We start from the raw sequence: 23,560 nt of genomic DNA, 5'->3' as shown, positions 1-23,560 counted from the left end.
GGCCTTAATCCTGAGGGATAACCCTGCCGACGTAGGGTAAATGCCGATAATGCTGCGCGTAGTCAATGCCATAGCCGACCACGAACTCATCGGGTATGGAGAATCCCACCCACTCGACGTTAACGTCCACTTCGCGACGCTGCGGCTTGTCCAGCAAGGTACAGATTGCCAGCGACTTCGGGGAGCGCAGTTGCAGGATCTCACTCACTCTGCTCAGCGTATTGCCCGAGTCGATGATATCTTCGACAATCAGCACATCTTTGCCGCGGATATCCTCATCCAGATCTTTGAGGATCTTCACGTCGCGGGTGGTGCTCATACCGCTGCCATAGCTGGAGGCCGTCATGAAATCGACTTCGTGTGAAACATCAATCGCCCGGCACAAATCGGCCATAAAAATAAACGAGCCGCGCAATAAGCCGACCAACACCATATCGCTGCCGCTGTCACGGTAGTGTTCACTGATTTGACGGCCCAGTTCGGTAACCCGCGCCTTGACCTCCCGTTCGGAAATCATGACTTCCACGATATGCTTCATCATACTCATAACTCTTTGAATAAAGGTATTTCAGCACCATCAATAGCATGCGGATGATGCTTATCGACGGTACGCCAGTGCAGACGGATAGCGCCTAAGGGCGCGCAGTATAGCAGAAAGCGCGGGCCAGCCCCATCCCTGTCGGCCACGGCCATGATGCCGCCAATTGCTAATGAATATGCAGGATTGCGTTATCACGGCATAAATTTGCGTAAAGCCCATTGCGGCCTCCGCCACGACCCAGGGAGGCATGACCGTACTGGATATGAACGGCGAACGCTTCTATGTGAAAAACGGCGCCTATTACAAACGCGCCATCAACGGCGAATACCTCGAAATCCCCAAACCAGCCGGGTTATAACGCCTGGGTGCGGCTATAAACGGGGAAACAGAAGCGGTTGTTCGGTTTTTATACTTAACCTGACCGCTTGCCCCGCCTCAAACCAGGTACTGCTCTGTACCTGGATGATATGGTCGTCCAGCCTGATGCGATAATGGTTCAAGGTGCCCATAAACAGCCGATCCACAACCTCCGCCTCGCCTTTGGGATCGAGCGCCAGCGCAATATCATGCGGACGAACCAGCCAGTCGCAGAGAGAGCCGATAGGCTGCCCATGCGGGTGCGCGGCGTGATGATCGCCAAAGAGACTCCGCCACTGATGATCGCTGAGGATGTTAACCGGCAGATAGTTGCCGCTGCCCAGATAGTCCGCGACCAAACGGCTGCCGGGCTGCTGATAAAGCGTTGCCGCATAGCCCTCCTGCACAATGGTCCCGTGGTCCATTACCGCCAGCCGATCGGCAAAGGCAAAGGCCTCTTCCTTACTGTGAGTCACCAGGACGGTGGCGACCTGCTGCCGTTTAAGGAGGAGGCGCAGCTCGTTAATCAGCGTATCGCGCACCTGGCTATCCATATTGGAGAAAGGTTCATCAAGCAGCAGTACGCTCGGCTTGCGGGCCATCGCCCGGGCGATGGCCGCCCGCTGCTGCCGCTCACGGGAGATCTGGTGCGGATAGCAGTCCTCCAGCCCGGCCAGATGCAACAGCGCCGCCATCTCTTCAACGCCGCGGGCTATCGCTTCCCGAGACTGACCGTTCAGACCAAAGGCAATATTTTGCGCCACCGTCAGATGCGGAAATAACGCGCAACCCTGAAAAACCAGCCCAACCTGACGCAACGCCGGCGCGACGGTCCGCTCGCCGTCGCTCATCGTCTGGCCGGCAACCACAATCGACCCGCAATCCACCGGGAGCAACCCCGCCACCGCTTTGAGCAGCGTGGTCTTGCCGCAGCCGCTGGCGCCGAGCAGGCAAACAATTTCCCGCTGCCGAACCGTTAGGGAAAGGTTTTGCAACGCCGACCCCTCCCTTTCTTTACGCGGCGGATAACGGCAGGTTAGGTTATTAATCGTCAGTACATCGGTTACATCTGTCATGGTTTATTTTTCAGCACCGTATTAAGCCGGAAATTCGCCGCGTTTATTCGGTATCGTCGGTAAATAAAAACGCCCGCCACCCTAATCACGCTCTCCGCTATGCATTATATTCCGGGCTGGAATAAATCTATCATCCGAATATCAGATATTTATTAACCTAACCTCCGCGCTTGACCGCCCTGCCCGGCAAAACCAACGCAACAAGAAAATTTGGTCAGGTGATCTACAATTGTGATAACGTCTCCTGACGATAACCGGAATGAATTTAACCATGAAAAACTCTGCGCTGGCGCTGTTACTGCTGAGCCTGATGAGCTTCTCCTCCGCCAGCAAGGCTTTGAATGAATTTGAAGCGGAAGATCTCGCCGATTTAACCGCGGTTTTCGTTTATCTGAAAAACAACTGCGGTTATCAGGACCTTCCCAATGAGCAGATTCGTCAGACGCTGCTGGCTTTCGCCCGGCAAAATCGTTGGGATCTCAGCAATTACGGCGCGTTCAATATGACCGTACTGGGGGAGGACAGCTATCGGGACCTGAGTAAAATCGCCATCCCCACGGCCAAAAAATGTCAGGCGCTGGCCCGGAACTCACTCGGTTTACTTGCCTACGCGCCGTAATTCCCCTCCTCCCGCGCACTGAATGAAATTTGACCGTGCAAGCGCCGCGAGAGTTCGCTATCATGGCGCGCCAATTTTCATGGCTGTTATCGCGGAGGAAGCCCTAACATGTCCCAGAAAGAAATTTGGTATGAAACCCTGCATGCCAACTTCGGTCAGTACTTTGCCATCGAGCGGGTGCTATACCACGAAAAGACCGACCATCAGGATCTGATCATCTTTGAAAACGCCGCCTTAGGCCGCGTCATGGCGCTGGACGGCGTGGTCCAGACCACCGAGCGCGACGAATTCATCTACCACGAAATGCTGGCCCATATTCCACTGCTGTCGCACGGCAACGCCAAACGCGTGCTGATCATCGGCGGCGGCGACGGCGGCATACTGCGCGAAGTCAGCCGACACGCCGGCGTTGAGCATATCACTATGGTGGAAATTGACGCCGGCGTGGTGGAGTTCTGCCGACGGTATTTGCCCCACCATAGCGCCGGCGCCTATGACGACCCGCGTTTCAATCTGGTGATTGACGACGGGGTGAAGTTCGTTAATCGCTGTACGGAAAAATTCGACGTCATCATTTCCGACAGCACCGATCCCATCGGGCCGGGCGAAAGCCTGTTCACCTCTGATTTTTACCAGGGGTGCGCCCGCTGTCTGAACGAAGACGGCGTCTTCGTTGCGCAGAACGGGGTGTGCTTTCTGCAACAGGATGAGGCCGTCAACAGCCACAAAAAGCTCGGCCGCTACTTTAGCGACGTCACATTCTACCAGGCGGCGATCCCCACTTATTACGGCGGTATAATGACCTTTGCCTGGGCCAGCAACGCGCCGTCGCTGCGCCGGATAACCACCGAGACGTTGCAACAACGTTTTAATGCCTCGGGTATTGAGTGCCGTTATTACAATCCGGCCGTTCACATGGGTAGCTTCGCGCTGCCGCAATATTTACTGAATGCGCTATCGCATTTTGATTCCGCATACATAAGGGGGTGACTTAAATTGCACAAGCTGAAACTGCACGGCTTTAATAATCTGACCAAAAGCCTGAGTTTTTGTATCTACGATATCTGTTACACCAGAACGGCCGATGAGCGTGACGGTTACATCGCCTATATTGATGAACAGTATAACGCCAACCGGCTGACCGAGATCCTGAGTGAAACCTGCTCGATCATCGGCGCCAATATTCTGAATATCGCCCGTCAGGACTATGAGCCGCAGGGCGCCAGCGTAACCATTCTGGTCAGTGAAGAGCCGATAGATCCCCGTGACGTCGACAATTCCGAACATCCGGGGCCGTTGCCCAACTCGGTGGTCGCCCATCTGGATAAAAGTCATATTTGCGTGCATACCTATCCGGAAAGCCATCCAGAGGGCGGACTCTGTACCTTCCGCGCCGATATTGAAGTGTCGACCTGCGGCGTTATCTCCCCGCTGAAAGCGCTTAACTATCTCATCCACCAGTTGGAATCGGATATCGTCACCATTGATTACCGCGTCAGGGGCTTTACCCGCGATGTTAATGGCGTAAAGCACTTTATCGACCATCAGATCAACTCGATCCAGAACTTCATGTCGGCAGACATGAAATCGCTATATCACCTGATGGATGTGAACGTTTATCAGGAAAATATGTTTCACACCAAAATGTTGCTGAAAGATTTCGACCTGAAGCATTACCTGTTCAACGTCGATCCCAACGCATTGAGCGTTGAAGAGCGTAAACGAATCACTGATTTGCTGTATCACGAGATGCAGGAAATTTATTACGGCAGAAATCTGCCGGTGCTGTAATGTCTCAGGAAGGGAGCGCGGCTCCCTTCTTCCCGCCATCGACTCTGCTGAAAAAAACCTCAGCATAACGGTCGCCTTACCCGCCATTTAAAAAATATTTTTTACTTGTTTTTATTTTTCCCCTTGCGCCGTCTGGGTTAGCAGCCGTTTGCATAAGCTCGCGCATAAATCCTATATATTGTATGGTTGAAATTTAAAACACCTACATCTAGTATTCAAAGCGTAAGCTCATCAATAATGGTGGCTACATCGTGGAATCGCTCCGGGCGCGCAAGCCCTGAAGATAGCCGTTCCGAAACACTTCTCTTCACGCCAGAAGGTAAATACGAATCATGCGTATTACTATTTTCACCAAACCAGATTGTGTGCAGTGCAATGCCACACGCCGTGCGCTGGATAAACAGGGAATCAGCTATCGACTGGTGGACTTAACGGAAGACGAACAGGCATTACAGCAGGTAAGAGCGTTGGGCTATCAACAGGTTCCGGTGGTGATGACGGCTAACGACCACTGGAGCGGATTCCGCCCGGATAAAATCAGTACGCTGCAGCAGTCCCTGCAGTTGCAGTGAGGGGGTGAAATGAACCCGCTGGTCTACTTTTCCAGCCAGTCGGAGAACACCCATCGCTTTATCGCCAGGGTTGGATTGCCGGCCCTGCGTATTCCGATAGCGACTGAGCGGCCCGCGCTGAAACTGGATCAACCCTATATCCTGGTGGTTCCCAGCTATGGCGGGGGGAGCGCTAAAGGCGCGGTGCCCCGTCAGGTGATCCTGTTTCTCAACGATCGGCAAAACCGCGACTATCTGCGCGGCGTCATCGCGGCGGGCAATACCAATTTCGGCGCGGCGTACGGCCTGGCCGGCGACATCATCGCGCAAAAGTGCCGGGTGCCTTATCTATATCGCTTCGAACTGCTGGGTACGCCAGAAGACGTGGCAAACGTGCGAAAGGGAGTAACTGAATTTTGGCAACAACAGAATCCGTGATCGCTAAACCAGCCAATACCGAGCTGGATTACCATGCGCTGAACGCCATGCTGAACCTCTACGACGCCGAGGGGCGCATCCAGTTCGAACAGGACAAGCTGGCGGCGCGGCGCTATTTCTTACAGCACGTCAATCAGAACACGGTGTTCTTCCACAATCTGGAAGAGAAGCTGCGCTATCTGGTGGAAGAAAACTATTACGAAGCCGCGGTGCTGGACCAATACGCCTTCAGCTTTATCAAAAGCCTTTTTCAGCAGGCCTACAGCCATAAATTCCGCTTTCAAACCTTCCTCGGCGCGTTCAAATACTACACCGGCTATACGCTGAAGACCTTTGACGGCAAGCGCTATCTGGAACGCTACGAAGACCGCGTCTGCATGGTGGCGCTCACGCTGGCCGCCGGCAATACCGAACTCGCCAGCGCGCTGGTGGAGGAGATCATCAGCGGACGCTTTCAGCCCGCCACCCCCACCTTTCTCAACTGCGGGAAAAAACAGCGCGGCGAGCTGGTTTCCTGTTTTCTGCTGCGTATTGAAGACAATATGGAGTCGATTGGCCGCGCCATCAACTCCGCGCTGCAGCTTTCCAAACGCGGCGGCGGCGTGGCGTTTATGCTCACCAATATCCGCGAAACCGGCGCGCCGATTAAAAAAATCGAAAACCAGTCATCCGGCATCATCCCGGTGATGAAAATGCTGGAGGACGCCTTCTCCTACGCCAACCAGTTGGGCGCGCGCCAGGGCGCCGGGGCGGTGTACCTCAACGCCCACCATCCCGATATTCTGCGTTTCCTCGACACCAAGCGGGAAAACGCCGATGAAAAAATCCGCATCAAAACGCTGTCGCTTGGCGTGGTGATACCGGACATTACCTTCCAACTGGCGAAAAACAACCAGGTGATGTACCTGTTCTCGCCGTACGATGTCGAACAGGTGTATGGCGTTCCGCTGTCGGAAATCAGCGTTACGGAAAAATACCATGAGATGGTGAACGACAAACGGATACGCAAATCGCAGATCAAGGCGCGGGAGTTCTTTCAGATTCTGGCGGAGATCCAGTTCGAGTCCGGCTACCCCTATATGATGTTCGAGGATACGGTCAATCGCGCCAATCCGATTCAGGGCCGCATCAATATGAGCAACCTGTGCTCGGAAATTTTGCAGGTCAATGACGCCAGCCTATACGATGAAGACCTCGGCTATCGCCACGTCGGTAAAGATATTTCCTGCAATCTCGGATCGCTGAATATCGCCAAGGCGATGTCGTCGCCGGACTTCGGCCTCACGGTGGAAATGGCGATCCGCGCGCTGACCGCAGTGTCCGATATGAGCCATATCCGTTCCGTGCCATCGATTGAAAAAGGCAACGACGCATCGCACGCTATCGGCCTCGGGCAGATGAATCTGCACGGCTACCTGGCCCGCGAGAGGATATTTTACGGCTCCGAGGAAGCGATCGACTTCACCAATATCTATTTTTACACCGTCGCCTACCATGCGCTGCGCGCCTCAAATCAGCTGGCGACAGAGCGCGGCCAGAGCTTCAAAGGCTTCGAGAATTCGACGTACGCCTCCGGCGAGTACTTCAGCAAGTACGTCGAACAACGCTGGGAACCCGCCACGGAACGGGTACGCCAACTGTTCGAGCAGGCGGGAATCACCATTCCCGACCAGCAGGACTGGGCCGCGCTGCGCGACGCCGTTATGGCGCACGGGCTGTATAACCAGAATTTGCAGGCGGTGCCCCCTACCGGCTCCATCTCTTATATCAATCACTCCACGTCGAGCATCCACCCGATTGTGTCGCGCATTGAGATCCGCAAAGAGGGCAAAATCGGCCGGGTCTACTATCCTGCCCCCTACATGACCAACGACAACCTGGAATATTATCAGGATGCCTACGAGATCGGTCCGCAGAAGATTATCGATACCTACGCGGCGGCGACCCAGCATGTCGATCAGGGACTGTCGCTGACGCTGTTCTTTCGTGATACCGCCACCACGCGGGATATCAACAAAGCGCAAATCTACGCGTGGACCAAAGGCATCAAGACCATTTACTACATTCGCATACGGCAGATGGCATTGGAAGGCACCGAAGTTCAGGGCTGCGTCTCCTGCGCCTTGTAAGCTATCGCTGAAGGAAATTTGATCATGACATCGTTAACGCGCGTACAGGCCGTCAACTGGAACAAAATTGAAGACGACAAGGATCTGGAAGTCTGGAACCGGCTTACCTCGAATTTCTGGCTGCCGGAAAAGGTTCCGCTATCCAACGATATTTCGTCCTGGGGCACGCTGAACGCCTATGAGCGGCAGTTGACCATTAGGGTATTTACCGGGCTGACGCTGCTGGATACCATTCAGAACACCGTGGGCGCGCCGACGCTGATGCCCGATGCGGTGACGCCTCACGAGGAGGCGGTTTTATCCAATATCAGCTTTATGGAAGCGGTGCACGCCCGTTCCTACAGTTCGATCTTTTCCACGCTGTGCCTGACCAGCGAAGTGGACGACGCCTACCGCTGGAGCGAGGAGAATCCGTCGCTGCAGAAAAAAGCGGCTATCATTCTCAATCACTACCGCAGCGACGACCCGCTGATGAAAAAGGTCGCCAGCGTATTTCTGGAGTCGTTCCTGTTCTATTCCGGCTTTTATCTGCCCATGTACTGGTCGAGCCGCGCCAAGCTGACCAACACCGCGGATCTGATACGGCTGATTATCCGCGATGAGGCGGTACACGGATACTACATCGGTTATAAATTCCAACAGGGCTTGGCGAAGGCGGACCCAGCCCGCCGGCAGCAGGTGAAAAGCTTCGCCTACGATCTGTTGCAGGATCTGTATGACAATGAAGTCCTGTATACCCAGGAATTATATGACGGGGTGGGCTGGACGGAAGATGTGAAGAAATTTCTGCACTATAACGCCAACAAGGCGCTGATGAATCTGGGTTATGAAGCCCTGTTTCCCGCCGGCATGACCGACGTCAACCCGGCGATCCTGTCGGCGCTTTCGCCGAACGCCGACGAGAACCATGACTTTTTCTCCGGTTCCGGTTCGTCGTACGTTATTGGCAAAGCGGTAAACACCGAAGATGAGGATTGGGATTTTTAACCGCCACGAAAATCATCAGACTCGCCGTTTCGGGCCGGGGTGCTGTGCAATCGGCATCCCGGCAGTCAATAGCGTAAGGCTTTCCACTGCCGCCTGCGCCACCGGCAGGCGATCATATGGATACTTGTGACCGGCAGGCAGGCTTTCAACCCAAACAACATGTTCACTGGCGATAGGCAACTCACGGTAAAGTGGCGGAACTGCTGCCGTGGAAGATGGTTCTGCCTGCCTGTTCAGGGTCAACACGGCTCAGCGTTTCATCCCCGGTCCCCTTGCGTTGCGGTATCAATAACCGGGCGTACGGACATGCCGACGCGCAGCCTGCGGATATCTTCCTGTCCCGCGTCCAGGTGTATACGCACCGGCAGACGCTGCACGATCTTGGTGAAGTTGCCGGTGGCATTATGCGGGGGAATCGGTGAGAAGCTGACGCCGCTCGCCGGCCCCAGACTATCCACCCGGCCTTTGAGCTTGATTCCCGGCAGCGCATCCACGCTAATATCTACGCTTTGCCCTACCCGCACATTGGCCAACTGCGTTTCGCGGAAATTGGCCTCCACATAAACGGCATCCAGGGGTACTAGCGTCAACAGCGGCTCGCCGACGCGGGCATAACCGCCGACGCGCGCTCTGCGCTGCGCGACGACGCCGTTCACCGGCGCAAGTACATTTACATAAGACAGGTTCAAATCGGCACTCGCTTTTTCCGCCTGCGCCGCCAGCTCGGCGGCTTTCATTTTTTCCAGATCCGCGCGCAGGATAGCTATTTTCTGCTCGGCCGAACTTAATCCGGCAAGATCGCGCTCACGGGCGGCGCGCTGAATATTCCACTCCGCGTCGGCCTGCTGTTGGGCCTGCACTGTCCCTGAACCATCCCGGGCCAGATTAGCGAAACGCTTCCGGTTCGCTTCAGCAAGCTTTAGATTGGCCGAAGAGGCGTCAACCATGGCCCGCGCCTGCTCGATAACGCTTTTCTGCTGGATGAGCTGCGCTTCCAAACTGTTAATCGAGGCTCTGGCGCTGGCGATATTCGCTTTTGCACTGTCAACGGCGATCCGCAAATCGCGATCGTCAATGTTGACCAGGGGCGTACCCACAGAAACCTCCTGGTTGTCGTTGACGTTAACCTGGGTGATTATCCCGGTAATCTGGGGAACGATCACCGTAAAGTCGGCTTGGACATACGCATCATCGGTACTCTGCGTTGATGAGCTGGATTCAGGTTTGTTGAGGATAGTGAATCCAATAATCACTGCAGCAATGGCAACTAAACCGACGATAATATTAAAACTTCTGTTCTTAACCATGAGATACCGCTTTTCTAAAAAATGAAGAAGGTTAATGACTGGCGCCACTCTTTGCCCCTGACGGTCTGACTTGAGGTGGGAGTGCGGTTACCGGTGCAGGAATATGCTGAAGTTTCAGAACGGCCGGAATCAACAACAACGCGATTAAACCAAATACCCGATAGATGTCCGCCGCGGCCAGAACGCTGGCTTGCTGCGTAACGGTTGCGGATAACGTACTCAACATCGAGTCGGATGACGGCAGGCCGGGAAGTCGGAGTCCGGCCTGGTCGAGCAGCATTTCGCTGTGAAAATGTCCCCGCACGCTCATCATCTGATTGATGGCCGCGCCGCCGAGCACAGAGCTGAATGCGCGAAAAGTGTTAACGATCCCGGCCACATACTGCCCTTCCATTGGTTGAACCACGCTCGTCGAGAGGAACAATAGCGAGACGACGGCCATGGGTTGCCCAATCGCTTGCAGAATCTCAGCGCCGGCGAACTGTTCTACCATCCACTCGCTGGTGATGCCGCTTCCCAGCCAACAGGCCGCGCCGATGCAGCTTAGGCCGATGGCGAAGACATACCGCGCGTCAACCCAGCGCCGGTAGAGCAACAGCGCGACCGCGGAACCTAGCACCAATTGCGGCAGACCGACGATAAGTCCTATCGACGCGCTTTGCTCCATGCGGAACCCCTGCAACTGACCCAATACGTTGGCAGGTAAAGTGACGGCGGTAGACATCGTTATCAACAGGAAAACGAAAATAGCGAAGCCTAGTCCGAGATTACGGCGCGCCAGCATTTGCAGACGCATAAAGGGTTGAGGATGACTCCACTCGCTTATCAGGTACAGTGCGATAAATATCGCGCCGACGGTAAGCGACGCGACGATAACCGGAGAATGGAACCAATCAAGGCGCACGCCCTGGTCTATACCAATCACAATAAGCGCCAGACCGGGAACGCCCAGCGCCATGCCCAGCCAATTGCCCTGCTTCAGACGCGGCAGAGCCGTCGGGAGTTTCGGAATACCCCAGGCGACAAGGCATATCGCTATCAGGCCCAATGGGATAACGTGCCAATAGACCCACCGCCAGTCCTCCAGCCGGTCCACGCACAACGCGGCCAGCCAGAGCGAGATATTCGGCGAAAAGGTGGCCGTCATCGCATAAAGAGCCAGGCCGTGGAGCCGGATTGACAGCGGCAGGAAGCGTAATGCCGACATCATTAACAGCGGGATCAAGGCGCCGGAGAAAAGCCCCTGACACGCCCGCAATACCAACAAGAGATTTAAATCTCGAACGTAAGGGATGATAAGCGACAGAAACAAAGCGGCGGATAGCATCGTCAGATGAAAACGACGCAGCGAAAAAGTTATGGCGAACCAGGTGGCGAACGGCATTGCGGCTAGTTCACCTGCGGAGTAGGCGGTGGTAAGCCACGACGCGCCATCTTTCGAAAAACCCAGCGTGCCCTGCATATCGACCAGAGTCAGACCAGGTACGCGATTATTCAAACCTGCTATCATCGCCGCCAGCAACACGCCCAGCAGGCCGCACGCCAGACGGAAATTGAAGACCGGCTGCTGCTGCGATGCCGCTGGTTGCGCCGCGGCGGTTGGCGTTGTTTTGCCGGCCGTCATTTCTGGCGTACTCATAGCGGCCCGCCTGCCGGCGCCGCGTCAGGCTGCAACCTGGAAGACCACCCTCCCCCGAGAGCCCGATAAAGCGACACCACCGACAGCGCCGAGGCGGTTGCGCTTTCCGTCAACTCGGATTGACTGGATAACAATGAACGCTGCGCCACCAGCACCGAAGTAAAGTCGGCCGTCCCCTGCTGATAAGAGCGCTGCGCCACCACCAGTGCCGTTTGATTTTGCTCCAGAGCCAGCTGCAATTGTTCATGTCGTTTTAATTCGGTGCTATACGTCGTCAGCGCATTATCCACTTCATGCCAGGCGTTGAGCACCGTTTTCTGGTAAGCAATCGCCGCCAGACGATGGCGTGCCTCGGTTAATGCCAAATTACTTCTCAGCCTGCCGCCCTGAAAGATGGGCAAATATAGCGTCGGCCCGACTGAAAACTGACGGGAATCCCAACTGCCGAGGTCAGAGAACTCAAAGGCGCCGACCCCTAGGCCCCCGGTCAGGCTGATCCGTGGATAGAAGTCCGCCTTGGCCGCGCCGATATCGGCGACCGCGGCACGTAAACGCGCCTCCGATTGCAGAATATCCGGCCGATTGCGGGCCAGTTCCGAAGGCACGCCCACGGGCAGTCGTTCAGGCATTGCCGGCATAGCGGCCGAGGCCAGACGCGCGTCCAGTTCCCGGGGCGGTTTTCCCAGCAGCATCGCCAGAGAATTCATCAACGTATAGCGCTGTTGCTCCAGCTGTAACTGACGGGCGTCAATCCTGGCCAACTCCGCGCGGGCCGCCGTAGCGTCAAAACGGGTAGCCACGCCGTTTTTCTCGCGGCTTTCGGCCATCTCTACCAGCCCTTTGGCGATCTGACGATTCTGCCCGACGATTTTTTCCTGGGCCTGGATGCCGCGTAACAGGAGATAGGTTCGCGCGACATCGCCGCCGATCGACACCATTACCGCCTCTTTACTGTAACCGCTGGCTTCCAGGTTAGCCCTGGCGGAGTCGCTCAGGTAGCCTAGATGTCCCCACAGGTCCAGCTCCCAGCTTGCCTGTAGCCCTAGCGACCAGGTGCTGGAGGCATCGGTAGGCGCGCCAAGCGAGGCCATCGGCGAATGTTCGCTGAGTCCGGAACGTGAATATGCGCTATTTGCGCCGATCTGCGGTCGCCGCGCGGAATCCGCCAGTCCAAGTTGCGCCCTGCTCTCCTCGATACGCGCAACCGCCGCCTGAAGATCCAGATTGGATCCAACGGCTTCCGCTTCAAGCGCGGTCAGCGTGCTATCGCCAAACAGTTCCCACCACTGTGAGGGAGGATAACTTTCCGCCAAAGCCGGCTCATTCGCCACAATCGTCGCCCGTGAATGCAATGCCGTTTCATACTGTGTCAAGGAGGAAGTCTGCATATCGGGGAGGGTTATGCAACCGGAGAGTGTCAAAGCCAGCAAGGGCACGCCATACGGCGCTGAGCACAGACTCCGGTTTCGAAAAATGCGAGTCATATATTTCCTTAAACAAAATGGGGGGACAACGCAGACTAACCCCGCCCGTACCGGTCGGTACTTTATTATTTCGTTGAATTTTTGTCAATATTTGTCAATATTTAAGATATAATTTGATATTTAATAGGGATATTTTAACGAGGGGCGGCAATAGCAGCCGTCGGGACAAGCGGGGCGCTATGACTATTTATGCCCGAAAGCGCTTAAGAAGGTGGAGACGGCGAGCTGTACCCAATTCTCCATCTGCGCGATGGAGGGGCGGGAATCGGGATGCGTGAGCGCCTCCATTTGGCCTTCGGCGCGCACCATGCTGATAAAGAGCGCAGCGGCGGCGGTAATACCGGTTGTCTGCACGTTGATCTCCCCGCTCTGGGCCGCCTCTCTCAGCCGCGCCGCCACCATTGAGATTACGGACTTGGGGCCGGTAAGGTAGAACCTGCGCGCCAGATTGGGAAAGCGGGACGCTTCCGCCACCACGACTCGATACAGCGCCAGCCCGGTCGGCGACAGCACGATTTGCAGATAAGACATGCCGATATCCGCCAGCGTCTTGGCAATATTGCCGGGCGTGGTCTGAATGGATTGGATCGTAGCGGCCATAATTGAACACTGCTGTTCAATCGCCGCGGCGAACATCGCCTTTTTGTTGGGAAAACAGGCATACATCGTCGCTTTCGATATGCCGGCCTCGCGCTGGATCATATCGGTGGTAGCGGCATTGAAGCCGTGCTCCAGAAAGATAGACGTCGCCACCTCCAGTATGGGGAGCTTTTTATCATCGAGTTCGATAGTTTCAGGATCTTCCATGTTACGCCACTCATAAAATCTCAACAAAATTATATCCAACGGTACTCTCGATCACAATTATATCCCCGCCGTAATCAGATTATACGTGTATGTCTCAACGGCCCCCAGGGGTTAATCGAAGCGGTTGACTAAGATGTTTTGATTGATTATCGTACCGGTCGGTACTCACATCATTCGCGCAGACGACTTCTCGCCGGATACGGCGAGTATAGCGCTATCGACAAACGGCATCGAACGCCGGCCGGTTCTTATAATTATATTAAGGACAGGGACACCGACCTTCTTATTCTTAAGTCTCCCTACCTATATTTGCTACCATACCGCCGGGGCAGAAGTAAATTTTGAGCGACGCGTCTATTGGCAAAACTTATGTTCTCTGAAAAACCCTATTGTTTCCTAAAAGACATTCTTGTTCTCTGAAAGACACTATGCCCGTCGACAGCGATTTAATCATTGAGGCGGGTTTTAAACTCTCTACTTTTGGATACCACCCACTATGCAAGGTTATCAAGTTACTTTCTTCACGCAACAGGATCGTACGTACGGAAGTCTGCCGCTCGCTCAGTGGCTGCTTGATGCGGCGAAAAAGCTCGGTATTCGAGGCGGAACGCTGAGCGGCGCCATCCAGGGAACGGGACACGATGGTTTAGACCACTCGATCAACATGTTTGACCTATCCGACCAACCCGTTCAAGTCACGCTGGTGATCAGCCCTGAACAAACGGAACAACTGTTCGATTATCTCAATAAGGAGCACATCAAAGTATTTTTTGTCAAAATCCCCGTTGAATTCGGCGTGCTGGGAAAGGCGTAGTCGGATGTCAAAGGCACCTTCCCGGCCTCCTCTGCGAAGGAGAGAGCTGGGATGGGGTCGACCAGAAGTTCGTCAGCGCTCTGAAAGCCTGTCGGTACAGGCTTGATTATTGGCAAAACTCAAAATGTGCAGGTGCGCGTTACCGGATCGCAGGTCAGTTCTTGCGGCTCAGCTTCCCAGAATCCCCCGTTTCCAGCGGGGATAAAACGGATTCTTTTTTGTTCAGTGAGAGAGGCGAGCAATTTATCCAGCTCAGCGGCGGAAAGATCGAAAACCGTTGTCAGTTCGACGTTGGCCGCCCGCCCGCTCTGCAAGAATTTTACAATCGCCTCAGCCGAGACAGCTGGTTGATGTGCGGCCACCTGCCCCGCGGAGAGGGATGAGATGACCGAGCTCATGCTTTCGAAACTTTGATATCCGCGCAGCAGCAACTCTTTCCCTCCCCACCGGAACAGGAACGTAGGGAAGCCGCGAACGCCATATTGTCTGGTCGTCAGCAGATCGTCATTAAATGCTTTTTCCGCACTGCCGTCATCCAAAGCGGCAATAAATACCGCAATATCCACGCCTGTTTCATTCGCCAGTTCAATCAGAACTTCACGCTTACCGGTTTCCCTCGCTTCCGCGGCGGAGGCTTCACGGATACGGCGCAGGAATTTCGCCGCCAGTTCAGGGTTACACAGTTCAACCGCTTTGTAGGCGATATTTTGCGGGTATGTTGAGACGGTCTGTGCGGAAAACAAACGAAAACCCTCGATCTCAACCGGCATACCATGCCTGTTTGACGCGTCCAGCCAGTGTTTGGCAATCTGTAAATTGGATTGCTCCGGGCTTCCGCCGATATCATTGTGATGATCATAGAACTTGCGGATATCTTCAACCAGCCCGCCCATCACCGGTATAATGCGGATGCGATCGCCATACCACGCCAGGAGTTTGCGTAAAACCGGCTCGCTGCCCCAGCACCAGGTACATACCGGATCCGTAAACGCGACAATTTCAACTTGCTGTTCAGTAGTCATATCAATATGTCCCCAGGAATTTATGCAGGTTCATCTTCAGGCAATCCTTAATGGAATAATGTTGCATTAACGCTTATACGGAATAAACAAGCTAAAATGGAAATCATTAATCCATAGATGGAGTAATCAAGTTTGAGATCCCCGGCCATCAGACGGCAGGGTTACGACAGCAGCCGTTCGCGGGCGGCAGGATTGAGTTCTTCCACTTTGGCAAACGCGCTTTTGCGGCCCTGGCCTAAGGAGAATAGTTGATCGCCAATGCGCTTGGCATTCCCCCATCGGAAATCTGGCCCAGTCGATATTATGATACTAACGGATGGCCGCGCCGATTTTCTTCTCGTCTTCGGGATTCAGGTTCCCGGTGACGGCGATGTCCCGCAGCCCGGACTTAAATCGGGAATACTGGATGATGGAGCTGACGAGCGGGGCCGCCACCGTTCTGGCCATCGCATAAGTTTCAACGCCTTTGCCGTAGAGACTTATCCGAGATTAGCCCGCAGTGCGTCGCTTTTTGCCGAAATAGCCGACAGGCGTTGCTGCTGACGTTGCAACTGTTCCATCGTGCGGCCAACGCTCAGCAAATCAGTATTGAGGCGCCGGGCGGCGGTGCCTATATTTGGGCCATAGTCATCTGGACGCTCTATAGCATCCACAACAGCGATCCCCTGGCATGGGTGCTAATGATCGGCGGTGGCGTTGTTGCGATCACCGTTGTCGCCGCGCGCCATGCTCAACTGCGCTGGCATAGTGCTCGTCGAAAGCTGGATGCCTGACGATGTTATTGGAAAGCTCATCAGCCGTTCTCTTAAAACAGCAACCGGCGCATCAATTATCGCTGAATACTTCGCTGTGCAAAATCAATCCTGAATTCGGATATCCCGTAATTTCACCCCATGACGTCTTCACGGACCTCATTCTTATGATGCGTCATGACATGAAAAAATAGTGATTCAGGAAAGGTTTCCATAGCAATTACAGGTGAAAAACGCCGCCTAAATTCGCTGTATCGGACCGGGATACTGCGCAACCCTCGCATCGGCGGTCAACAACGTAATGCCCTCCACTGTCGCCTGCGCCACCAGCAGACGATCAAACGGATCCTTGTGAACGGCAGGCTGACTCTCGACCGAAACAACATGTTCGCTGGCGATAGGCAATTCGCTGTAACCATTATCCAGCAACCCCCGTCGCAACAGTCGCGCATCGACCTGAAAATCGTCACGTCCCAGCCCGCGCTTAATGATGACTTCCAAAAGACTGACCACGCTGAAAAAAAGCTCATTTTCCGGCGAACCCAACAACTTCGCTGTTGATGAAGACAGTTTTTCCGGCATACCTGCCGCCCACAGCAACACATGGGTGTCGAGTAAAAATTTCATTTGTCACCGCCGAAAAGCTGTTCAATCTCCCCTTCGCCTAGCCACTCCAGTCAACAGCAATGACACACAGAGATAACTGACATGTCCGCATCGAAATAATGTTTTTAAAAATCAGAGGAATGTCATGCTGAAGTGATTCATTACCCAGTAGACGATCCACACGTTTAATTTTATTTTTAACCTGAGCGTACCCAGGTAAAAAACGCCCGATGCTGGTCAGCGTCAATGATGCGCCGTTAATTAGTGCAACAGTGGCGTCCAGCAGAGCATTTTGTCGGTATTTGTGAAACGGCGCTAAGGCATCCCGGAAGAAATTCTGACATACTTTACGAGCAGGCATAGAGGTGATCTCATTAAATTTGTTGCACAATCAGTAGATCACAAAACTCTATGCCTGTCTTTTATCACCTGCCCATTACTGGGGATCCCTCAGCGCTATGCCGGGGGTATCATAGAGACGAAAAAAAACCGTATGCCTTTGACAGCGATACGGTTTTCATTCATCCAGAGATGTATAGGAACATCCCGGAATAGATAAGTGGCGGAACGGACGGGACTCGAACCCGCGACCCCCTGCGTGACAGGCAGGTATTCTAACCGACTGAACTACCGCTCCACTCTGTGCTCATTGAGCGGGGTGAATACTAAGATGGCGCTACTATTACGTCAATGGTTTTTATAACTAACCGCTTCTGTTTGCTTATAATTTCAGCTGAACGTCTATTCCCTCGCCGCCGCGATACTATTCACCGCGCCACAGACAGCTTCCGCCTTTTTTGGCGATCAAATCCAGCCGTTTCTCATGCGCCAGCAGCTCTTCATCGTTGGCGTATAACACCTTCATCGCCGAGGCAGGACGGACGATGCGCTGAATGCTTTCGCTTTCATTCTCCTGCCGTTGCGTCTCCCCTTCCATCGAGAACGCCAGCGATGTCTGGCCGCCCGTCATCGCCAGATAGACTTCCGCCAGAATTTCGGCATCGAGCAAAGCGCCGTGCAGCGTTCGTTTACTGTTATCTATCTGATAGCGGTCGCATAACGCATCCAGATTGTTCCGTTTGCCCGGAAAAATCTTACGCGCCATTAGCAGGCTATCGGTTATCTTGCAGAAGGTTTCCGTCTTGGGTATTTCCCGATTGAGCATCCGGAATTCATAGTCCATAAAGCCGATATCAAACATCGCGTTATGGATGACCAGCTCGGCGCCGCGGATAAAGTCGAGAAAGTCGTCGGCAATCTCCGCATAGGTCGGCCGGTCCGCCAGAAACTCATCGCTGATGCCGTGCACGTTATAGGCTTCCGGATCGACCAGACGATCGGGCTTGATGTACACATGGAAGTGGCGCCCGGTCAGACGACGGTTAATCACCTCAACAGCGCCAATTTCGATGATTTTATGTCCTTCGTAGTGAACCCCCAGTTTGTTCATACCGGTGGTTTCAGTATCCAGGACGATTTGTCGCGTAATTTCAGTGCTCATCGTTTTCGTTTATGTCAGACTTGCCATTTTCACCATAAAGGAAGAGTCTACCAGAGATGCTTAAACAGGTAGAGATTTTCACCGATGGATCTTGCCTCGGTAATCCGGGCCCCGGCGGTTACGGTGCCTTGCTGCGCTATAAGCAGCATGAAAAAACCCTGAGTGCGGGTTATCGGTTAACCACCAATAATCGCATGGAGCTGATGGCCGCCATCGCCGCGCTTGAAACCCTGACCTCACCCTGCGAGGTGGTGTTAAGCACCGACAGCCAGTATGTCCGCCAGGGGATCACCAAGTGGATCCACAACTGGAAAAAACGCGGCTGGAAAACCGCGGATAAAAAACCGGTGAAAAATGTCGATCTCTGGCAGCGTCTGGATCAGGCGATTCAGCACCATACGCTGCGCTGGGAATGGGTGAAAGGCCATGCCGGCCATCCTGAGAATGAGCGCTGCGACGAGCTTGCCCGCAGCGCCGCCAGCGCGCCAACGCTGGATGATATTGGATATAAACCCGAATAACGGGTTTTCAGCTACGGTAAGTTTTCGTCACGCCGACCGTGCGGCGCAAAGGGACCTTGCAAAGCCGGGCACGCATCGGCGTAAGACTCAGGGGGATGGTGCGCTTACGCGCGATAATCAGCGACAGACAGCCGAATACCGGCAGGTGTTTATTCAATTTCCCCCTGTTTTTTCGCCATGGGGTGACCTGAAGGCTGGCGTGATGGACCACCTCATAATTCAGCAAACCGAGCCAGTCCATCATGCGCATTTGCGTAAACATCCGGCTGCAATAGGGCTGCCGTCTGTTTAACCCCGGGATAAGTTTTGCCACCCCCAGCAGGCTCACCGGGTTGAAGCTGCTCAATATCAACCAGCCGTCGTCAATCAGCACGCGATCCACCTCCCGCAATATGCGGTGCGGATCGGCGGAATAGGAGAGCGTTTGTATCAGCAGACAGGCATCGACCGATTTCTCGGCAAAAGGCAGTTGGTGCGGATCGGCAATGACCTGCATATTATCTCCGGCGGGTGCGACATTGACCTGATGCGCAATAGCGCACTCCGTTATCTCCGTTGCCGCACTCAACGCCCCGATTTTCAACAGATGAAAGCCGAACAGCTTCGACCACCAGGGCGATAGCGCCTTCTCAAGCGATTCGCGGTAATATCTTCCTCCGGGGATATCATCCCATGAGCCGGGAACCGCAACCGTCTGAGATGTTTGTGCTGGCTTCATGTTCTATTATCTTCCCTAGGCTGATGCAAAACGAGGTACTCCATGAATCTTATCAGTATTGCGGCGCTTCAGGACAACTACATTTGGTTATTGAGTAACAAAGAAAATCACTGTGTCGTCGTCGATCCCGGCGAAGCACAACCGGTGCTGGACGCGCTCGGCAAACATCGGTTGACGCCTGAGGCGATTTTGCTGACCCACCATCATCACGACCATGTCGGGGGCGTCGCCGCTATTGTCGAACATTATGCGCATCTGCCGGTTTTTGGCCCCCGGGAAACCCAAAAAAGCGGCACAACGACCGTCGTTGAAGAGGGAGATACCCTGCCGCTGCTAAATTCGGACTTTTCCGTGCTGGCCGTTCCCGGTCATACAGCAGGACATATTGCTTATTATAGCCACCCTTTTTTATTCTGCGGAGACACGCTTTTTTCCGGCGGATGCGGGCGAATTTTCGAAGGCACTCCAAATCAAATGTATGATTCAATTAAAAAAATATCCGACCTACCCGATGACACGCTAATCTGCTGCGCCCATGAATATACCCTTGCAAATCTGGAATTCGCTCATGCCGTCTGGCCTGAAGAGGCCACAATTAAGACCTACCTTCATAAAATCAGACAGATACGCGAAAAATCACAATCTACTTTGCCGACCACCCTGCAGCTGGAGCGAAAAATCAACCTTTTTCTTAGATGCCATGATGTTGATTTGAAAAGAAAAATATCACCAGAACCTGAAAGCATAGAGAATTGGCAAGTTTTTGCTCAGCTACGTAGCAAGAAAGACGGCTTCTAAAGGTTTATGTTGTGCTAATCCCCTAATCAAAGTATTATTGCTCGTCTTTTAAGCAACTAATTTGACACACATATGAAGGCTAAAGCGATACTTATCGCCTCAGTCTTGCTGGCCGGTTGCCAGGTACCGCCTAACGATACCTCTCAACCCAAGCAGCATGCACAGAGTCTGTCTTCGGCAAGTCAAAGTGAAGCAGCAAAGTACGCAGAGGGTCGAGAGACCTCGGCGCGATGGCTGGATGATGACAGCGGCGCGCAACGAGATCTGTGGAGCTTTATTGGCGACGAGCTGAAGATGGAGGTTCCGGAAAACGCCCGGATCCGCGAACAAAAAAGGCGTTATTTAAAAAACAAGAGCTATCTCCACGATGTAACATTACGGGCAGAGCCGTACATGTACTGGATTGTCGAGCAGATTAAACAACGTAAGATGCCGATGGAACTAGTACTGCTACCCATAGTGGAGAGCGCTTTTAACCCTCAGGCCACATCATCCGCCAATGCCGCAGGGCTATGGCAGATAGTCCCTGGCACGGGGCGTAATTATGGTTTGAAACAAAACCAGTGGTATGACGGACGCCGCGACGTGGTTGCGTCGACGACCGCCGCGCTGGATATGATGCAACGCCTCAACAACATGTTTGACGGCGACTGGTTATTAACCGTCGCTGCCTATAACAGTGGTGAAGGCCGCGTCATGAAAGCTATTAAAGCCAATAAAGCACAAGGCAAACCAACGAACTTCTGGGCATTGGCGTTACCTCGCGAAACGTCTATCTATGTTCCGAAAATGTTGGCCTTGAGCGATATACTTAAGAATAGCAAAAAATACGGCATTAGCCTGCCCAAACCAAACGAAAGCCGTGCATTGGCCAGAGTTGAAGTCGGGCAGCAGATGCAGTTGACGCAAGCAGCGGAAATGGCTGGCCTGCCGTTGAACAAACTGAAGAGCTATAACTCGGGCTACAAACGCAATGTGACCGCGCCTAACGGGCCGCACTACATTATGGTGCCGAAAGCTCACGTTGAGCAGTTGAAGGATTCTCTGGCAGATAGCGATATCGCCGCGATCCAGCCAACCCGCTTGGCGCAGTCAACGCAGGAGTCGCAGTATAAGGTGCGCGCTGGCGATACGCTATCCACCATTGCCGCACGGTTGAAGGTCAGCACCAGGGACTTGCAAAGCTGGAACAACCTGCGTAGCGCAAATGCGCTGAAAGTTGGTCAAACCTTGCAAGTTGCTCAAGTGTCTGACGTTGATAATGGCAACAGCGGTAAAGGCGGGTCAATCACCTATCAGGTTCGTAAAGGTGACTCACTTGCCAGCATTGCCAAACGTCATGGTGTAAATATCGCTGATGTTATGCGTTGGAATACGGTAATCAACAAAAATGCCAATATCCAGCCCGGCGATCGACTGACGCTCTACGTCAGTAAAAACACCCAACCAGAGTCGTAAGCCTTTCTGATTAAAAAACTGCCTATATGGCAGTTTTTTTACGCTTGGGCGTTCCTTGAGGCCTTTATTTCCAACTATTAAGCTGAAACTCAACCAGCAAGGGGTTGTGATCCGATGCCTGGGTGACCAGGATGGAGGATTGAACCACCGTCAGATCCCGATAGAATACAAAATCCAAAGGGCGACCGAACACCCGGCGACGGTAGTCGTCAATAAAACCCACCTCCTGTAACGCCATCCTGGTAGCAAACCGATAGAGCGCCCTGATGCGAGGCTGACTCCAGGCATTGAAGTCCCCCGCCATTACCACCGGGCCGTGATGGTGTATCAGCTGATCTCCGATGGTTTCAAGCTGCTTACTGTACACTTCAACGCCGAAACTGAAATTTACCGCATGGATGTTAATCACCATTAACTGGCGGCCATCGGGCAATGAATAGACCGTTACCAACGCCGATTTGGATAACCGCAGTAAAGGCTCTTTTTCCCGCAACGGGCAGCAGTACATAGGTTGAGCAGCGGACAGTGTCATTACGCCCGAAGGGTGTTGTGGCAAAATAATTGCCGGTACCTGATCGGTAGAAAGATAGTTAGAGGTTGCAAAACGAATAAGTTCCGGCGAGCTTTGCGCCTCCTGCAATAGCACCAGTTGCGCATCTCTGCCGAAGTCCTGTAAAACAGAAAGCCAGTTCATTCTTTGCTGCTTAAAGATATTCCACACCATGACGCGTAAAACATCTTTCTCCAGCAGCAGTGGACCTGACGGCAGCACTTGCTCCAGATGATGCATTGTTCCGGGGGGAAAGATACGCTCTGCCGGCTGACCAGCTACATACCTCATCGCATATGTTTTTTTTCGCACGCCACGCCTTGCTATAGATTCCAGTACCTCAAAATACCTTTAATGGATCAAAGGTACGCTTCTGTTATAGAGATTGTATAGTAGACTTTCAATACATGGCAGCACTAATGCGATCAACGCAATAACATAGCTACCGATACGGATAGCATAGCGGATAGGCTGCGTAACTGTGACGATGCAAGCTGGAGATAAGAAATCATCGACGTGCAAAAAAGCCCTGAGCGTTAACTCAGGGCTTATGCAATAAGTGGCGGAACGGACGGGACTCGAACCCGCGACCCCCTGCGTGACAGGCAGGTATTCTAACCAACTGAACTACCGCTCCACCGAATTTCTTTTATTCACCAGCATTTCGCCGGTTTACTGCTTTATTTGATGCCTGGCAGTTTATGAATCATTTCATGATCCACCCTGCGGGCCGTTGCTGCGCAACGTTTAAAAGCCTTCGGCCTTTTTCCTACTCTCTATCGAGTAGCGAACTGCCCGCAGGATTTCACTGCTACTTCTAATTTGATGCCTGGCAGTTCCCTACTCTCACATGGGGAGACCCCACACTACCATCGGCGCTACGGCGTTTCACTGCTGAGTTCGGCATGGGGTCAGGTGGGACCACCGCGCTATCGCCGCCAGGCAAATTTCTCGTCTCTTCCTGAGACTCGCCCTTCGGGCCGTCGCTACGCGACGTACAAAATCGTTCCCGACGATTTTGTCTGTTCCCTTTTCAGGCCAGCGCTCCGCGCTGTTTGATGTCCGCGTTATACGCAAACATTTTAATCTTCAAT

24 protein-coding genes, 2 tRNA genes, 1 rRNA gene and 2 pseudogenes are annotated in these 23,560 nt (G+C 53.6%); 13 read left to right on the top strand and 16 right to left on the bottom strand.

Annotated elements, in window-relative coordinates; all coding sequences use genetic code 11:
* Window positions 1-4: 4 nt before the first annotated feature.
* Window positions 5-547 carry a hypoxanthine phosphoribosyltransferase gene (gene hpt, locus EH206_RS05445; RefSeq protein ID WP_198008319.1) on the bottom strand — a complete coding sequence of 181 codons (543 nt, stop codon included), beginning with the start codon at window positions 545-547 and terminating at the stop codon, window positions 5-7.
* Window positions 548-912: 365 nt separating this feature from the next.
* Window positions 913-1,974, bottom strand: a complete 1,062-nt coding sequence (locus EH206_RS05440) for an ABC transporter ATP-binding protein (RefSeq protein WP_009111790.1) — start codon at window positions 1,972-1,974, stop codon at window positions 913-915.
* 271 nt (window positions 1,975-2,245) lie between these two features.
* Between EH206_RS05440 and EH206_RS05435 the strand changes: the two genes are divergently transcribed.
* The 7 genes from EH206_RS05435 (at window position 2,246) to nrdF (ending at window position 8,489) form a co-directional block, all read left to right on the top strand.
* Window positions 2,246-2,593 (top strand): YacC family pilotin-like protein, encoded by a 348-nt coding sequence (locus EH206_RS05435; protein ID WP_009111789.1) that lies wholly within the window; start codon window positions 2,246-2,248, stop codon window positions 2,591-2,593.
* A 108-nt stretch (window positions 2,594-2,701) separates the two neighbouring features.
* Window positions 2,702-3,583 carry a polyamine aminopropyltransferase gene (speE, locus tag EH206_RS05430; RefSeq protein ID WP_009111788.1) on the top strand — a complete coding sequence of 294 codons (882 nt, stop codon included), beginning with the start codon at window positions 2,702-2,704 and terminating at the stop codon, window positions 3,581-3,583.
* 6 nt (window positions 3,584-3,589) lie between these two features.
* Window positions 3,590-4,384 carry an adenosylmethionine decarboxylase gene (gene speD, locus EH206_RS05425; RefSeq protein WP_009111787.1) on the top strand — a complete coding sequence of 265 codons (795 nt, stop codon included), beginning with the start codon at window positions 3,590-3,592 and terminating at the stop codon, window positions 4,382-4,384.
* Window positions 4,385-4,716: 332 nt separating this feature from the next.
* Window positions 4,717-4,956 (top strand): glutaredoxin-like protein NrdH, encoded by a 240-nt coding sequence (gene nrdH / locus EH206_RS05420; protein WP_009111786.1) that lies wholly within the window; start codon window positions 4,717-4,719, stop codon window positions 4,954-4,956.
* 9 nt (window positions 4,957-4,965) lie between these two features.
* Complete coding sequence (gene nrdI / locus EH206_RS05415) at window positions 4,966-5,373, top strand: class Ib ribonucleoside-diphosphate reductase assembly flavoprotein NrdI (RefSeq protein ID WP_009111785.1); 408 nt, start codon at window positions 4,966-4,968, stop codon at window positions 5,371-5,373.
* Window positions 5,352-7,502, top strand: coding sequence for a class 1b ribonucleoside-diphosphate reductase subunit alpha (gene nrdE / locus EH206_RS05410; protein WP_009111784.1), 2,151 nt, complete (start codon window positions 5,352-5,354; stop codon window positions 7,500-7,502). Before nrdI ends, nrdE begins: the two co-directional genes overlap by 22 nt.
* 24 nt (window positions 7,503-7,526) lie before the next feature.
* The gene (nrdF, locus tag EH206_RS05405; RefSeq protein ID WP_009111783.1) at window positions 7,527-8,489 is read left to right on the top strand and encodes a class 1b ribonucleoside-diphosphate reductase subunit beta; all 963 of its coding nucleotides are present in this window, start codon (window positions 7,527-7,529) and stop codon (window positions 8,487-8,489) included.
* 257 nt (window positions 8,490-8,746) lie between these two features.
* Here nrdF and EH206_RS05400 read toward each other — a convergent pair whose 3' ends face one another.
* The 4 genes from EH206_RS05400 to EH206_RS05385 form a co-directional block, all read right to left on the bottom strand.
* Window positions 8,747-9,796: an HlyD family secretion protein gene (locus EH206_RS05400; RefSeq protein ID WP_009111782.1), complete on the bottom strand. Its 1,050-nt coding sequence runs from the start codon at window positions 9,794-9,796 to the stop codon at window positions 8,747-8,749.
* A gap of 31 nt (window positions 9,797-9,827) precedes the next feature.
* A complete protein-coding gene (locus EH206_RS05395) occupies window positions 9,828-11,435 on the bottom strand; it encodes an MFS transporter (protein ID WP_009111781.1) in 1,608 nt (535 codons plus the stop codon).
* Window positions 11,432-12,808, bottom strand: coding sequence for an efflux transporter outer membrane subunit (locus EH206_RS05390; protein WP_232216572.1), 1,377 nt, complete (start codon window positions 12,806-12,808; stop codon window positions 11,432-11,434). Before EH206_RS05390 ends, EH206_RS05395 begins: the two co-directional genes overlap by 4 nt.
* A 294-nt stretch (window positions 12,809-13,102) precedes the next feature.
* Window positions 13,103-13,726 carry a TetR/AcrR family transcriptional regulator gene (locus EH206_RS05385; protein WP_009111779.1) on the bottom strand — a complete coding sequence of 208 codons (624 nt, stop codon included), beginning with the start codon at window positions 13,724-13,726 and terminating at the stop codon, window positions 13,103-13,105.
* Window positions 13,727-14,222: 496 nt separating this feature from the next.
* On the opposite strand from EH206_RS05385, the gene EH206_RS05380 reads away from it, so the two are divergent.
* Complete coding sequence (locus EH206_RS05380) at window positions 14,223-14,540, top strand: DUF190 domain-containing protein (protein WP_009111778.1); 318 nt, start codon at window positions 14,223-14,225, stop codon at window positions 14,538-14,540.
* Window positions 14,541-14,659: 119 nt separating this feature from the next.
* Here EH206_RS05380 and EH206_RS05375 read toward each other — a convergent pair whose 3' ends face one another.
* Window positions 14,660-15,562, bottom strand: coding sequence for a DsbA family oxidoreductase (locus EH206_RS05375; protein ID WP_009111777.1), 903 nt, complete (start codon window positions 15,560-15,562; stop codon window positions 14,660-14,662).
* A gap of 132 nt (window positions 15,563-15,694) precedes the next feature.
* Here EH206_RS05375 and EH206_RS05370 point away from each other — a divergent pair.
* A pseudogene (locus EH206_RS05370) lies at window positions 15,695-15,927 on the top strand (helix-turn-helix domain-containing protein).
* Here the strand turns inward: EH206_RS05370 and EH206_RS23495 are convergent.
* Entirely contained in the window at window positions 15,872-15,997 is a 126-nt protein-coding gene (locus tag EH206_RS23495) for a hypothetical protein (RefSeq protein ID WP_281280154.1), read from the bottom strand. The pseudogene EH206_RS05370 and the gene EH206_RS23495 sit on opposite strands and share 56 nt — an antisense overlap.
* 98 nt (window positions 15,998-16,095) lie before the next feature.
* Here EH206_RS23495 and EH206_RS23010 point away from each other — a divergent pair, with 98 nt between their 5' ends.
* Window positions 16,096-16,335 (top strand): hypothetical protein, encoded by a 240-nt coding sequence (locus tag EH206_RS23010; protein ID WP_040342940.1) that lies wholly within the window; start codon window positions 16,096-16,098, stop codon window positions 16,333-16,335.
* 219 nt (window positions 16,336-16,554) lie between these two features.
* Here the strand turns inward: EH206_RS23010 and EH206_RS05360 are convergent, their stop codons facing one another.
* The 4 genes and pseudogenes from EH206_RS05360 to dnaQ form a co-directional block, all read right to left on the bottom strand.
* Window positions 16,555-16,941, bottom strand: a complete 387-nt coding sequence (locus EH206_RS05360; RefSeq protein ID WP_009111776.1) for a type II toxin-antitoxin system VapC family toxin — start codon at window positions 16,939-16,941, stop codon at window positions 16,555-16,557.
* 40 nt (window positions 16,942-16,981) lie between these two features.
* Window positions 16,982-17,281: pseudogene (locus EH206_RS05355) on the bottom strand (IS4 family transposase); the annotation flags it as partial.
* Window positions 17,282-17,480: 199 nt separating this feature from the next.
* Window positions 17,481-17,557, bottom strand: a tRNA-Asp gene (locus EH206_RS05350).
* Between the two features lie 126 nt (window positions 17,558-17,683).
* Window positions 17,684-18,421, bottom strand: a complete 738-nt coding sequence (dnaQ, locus tag EH206_RS05345) for a DNA polymerase III subunit epsilon (RefSeq protein ID WP_009111774.1) — start codon at window positions 18,419-18,421, stop codon at window positions 17,684-17,686.
* Between the two features lie 56 nt (window positions 18,422-18,477).
* Between dnaQ and rnhA the strand changes: the two genes are divergently transcribed.
* Window positions 18,478-18,942: a ribonuclease HI gene (rnhA, locus tag EH206_RS05340; protein WP_009111773.1), complete on the top strand. Its 465-nt coding sequence runs from the start codon at window positions 18,478-18,480 to the stop codon at window positions 18,940-18,942.
* Between the two features lie 7 nt (window positions 18,943-18,949).
* Here the strand turns inward: rnhA and EH206_RS05335 are convergent, their stop codons facing one another.
* A complete protein-coding gene (locus EH206_RS05335; protein ID WP_009111772.1) occupies window positions 18,950-19,660 on the bottom strand; it encodes a class I SAM-dependent methyltransferase in 711 nt (236 codons plus the stop codon).
* A gap of 42 nt (window positions 19,661-19,702) precedes the next feature.
* On the opposite strand from EH206_RS05335, the gene gloB reads away from it, so the two are divergent.
* Entirely contained in the window at window positions 19,703-20,458 is a 756-nt protein-coding gene (gene gloB / locus EH206_RS05330; protein ID WP_009111771.1) for a hydroxyacylglutathione hydrolase, read from the top strand.
* Between the two features lie 72 nt (window positions 20,459-20,530).
* Window positions 20,531-21,916: a murein transglycosylase D gene (gene mltD / locus EH206_RS05325; RefSeq protein ID WP_009111770.1), complete on the top strand. Its 1,386-nt coding sequence runs from the start codon at window positions 20,531-20,533 to the stop codon at window positions 21,914-21,916.
* A 64-nt stretch (window positions 21,917-21,980) separates the two neighbouring features.
* Here mltD and EH206_RS05320 read toward each other — a convergent pair whose 3' ends face one another.
* The 3 genes from EH206_RS05320 to rrf all read right to left on the bottom strand — a co-directional run bounded on the left by EH206_RS05320 (window position 21,981) and on the right by rrf (window position 23,409).
* Window positions 21,981-22,778: an endonuclease/exonuclease/phosphatase family protein gene (locus tag EH206_RS05320; protein ID WP_009111769.1), complete on the bottom strand. Its 798-nt coding sequence runs from the start codon at window positions 22,776-22,778 to the stop codon at window positions 21,981-21,983.
* 248 nt (window positions 22,779-23,026) lie between these two features.
* Window positions 23,027-23,103: transfer RNA gene (locus EH206_RS05315), tRNA-Asp, on the bottom strand.
* A 190-nt stretch (window positions 23,104-23,293) separates the two neighbouring features.
* A 5S ribosomal RNA gene (rrf, locus tag EH206_RS05310) occupies window positions 23,294-23,409 on the bottom strand.
* Window positions 23,410-23,560: the final 151 nt, after the last annotated feature.

It is taken from the genome of Brenneria nigrifluens DSM 30175 = ATCC 13028, from assembly GCF_005484965.1.
Lineage (GTDB): Bacteria > Pseudomonadota > Gammaproteobacteria > Enterobacterales > Enterobacteriaceae > Brenneria > Brenneria nigrifluens.
This window is presented reverse-complemented; position numbering and strand designations above follow the sequence as displayed.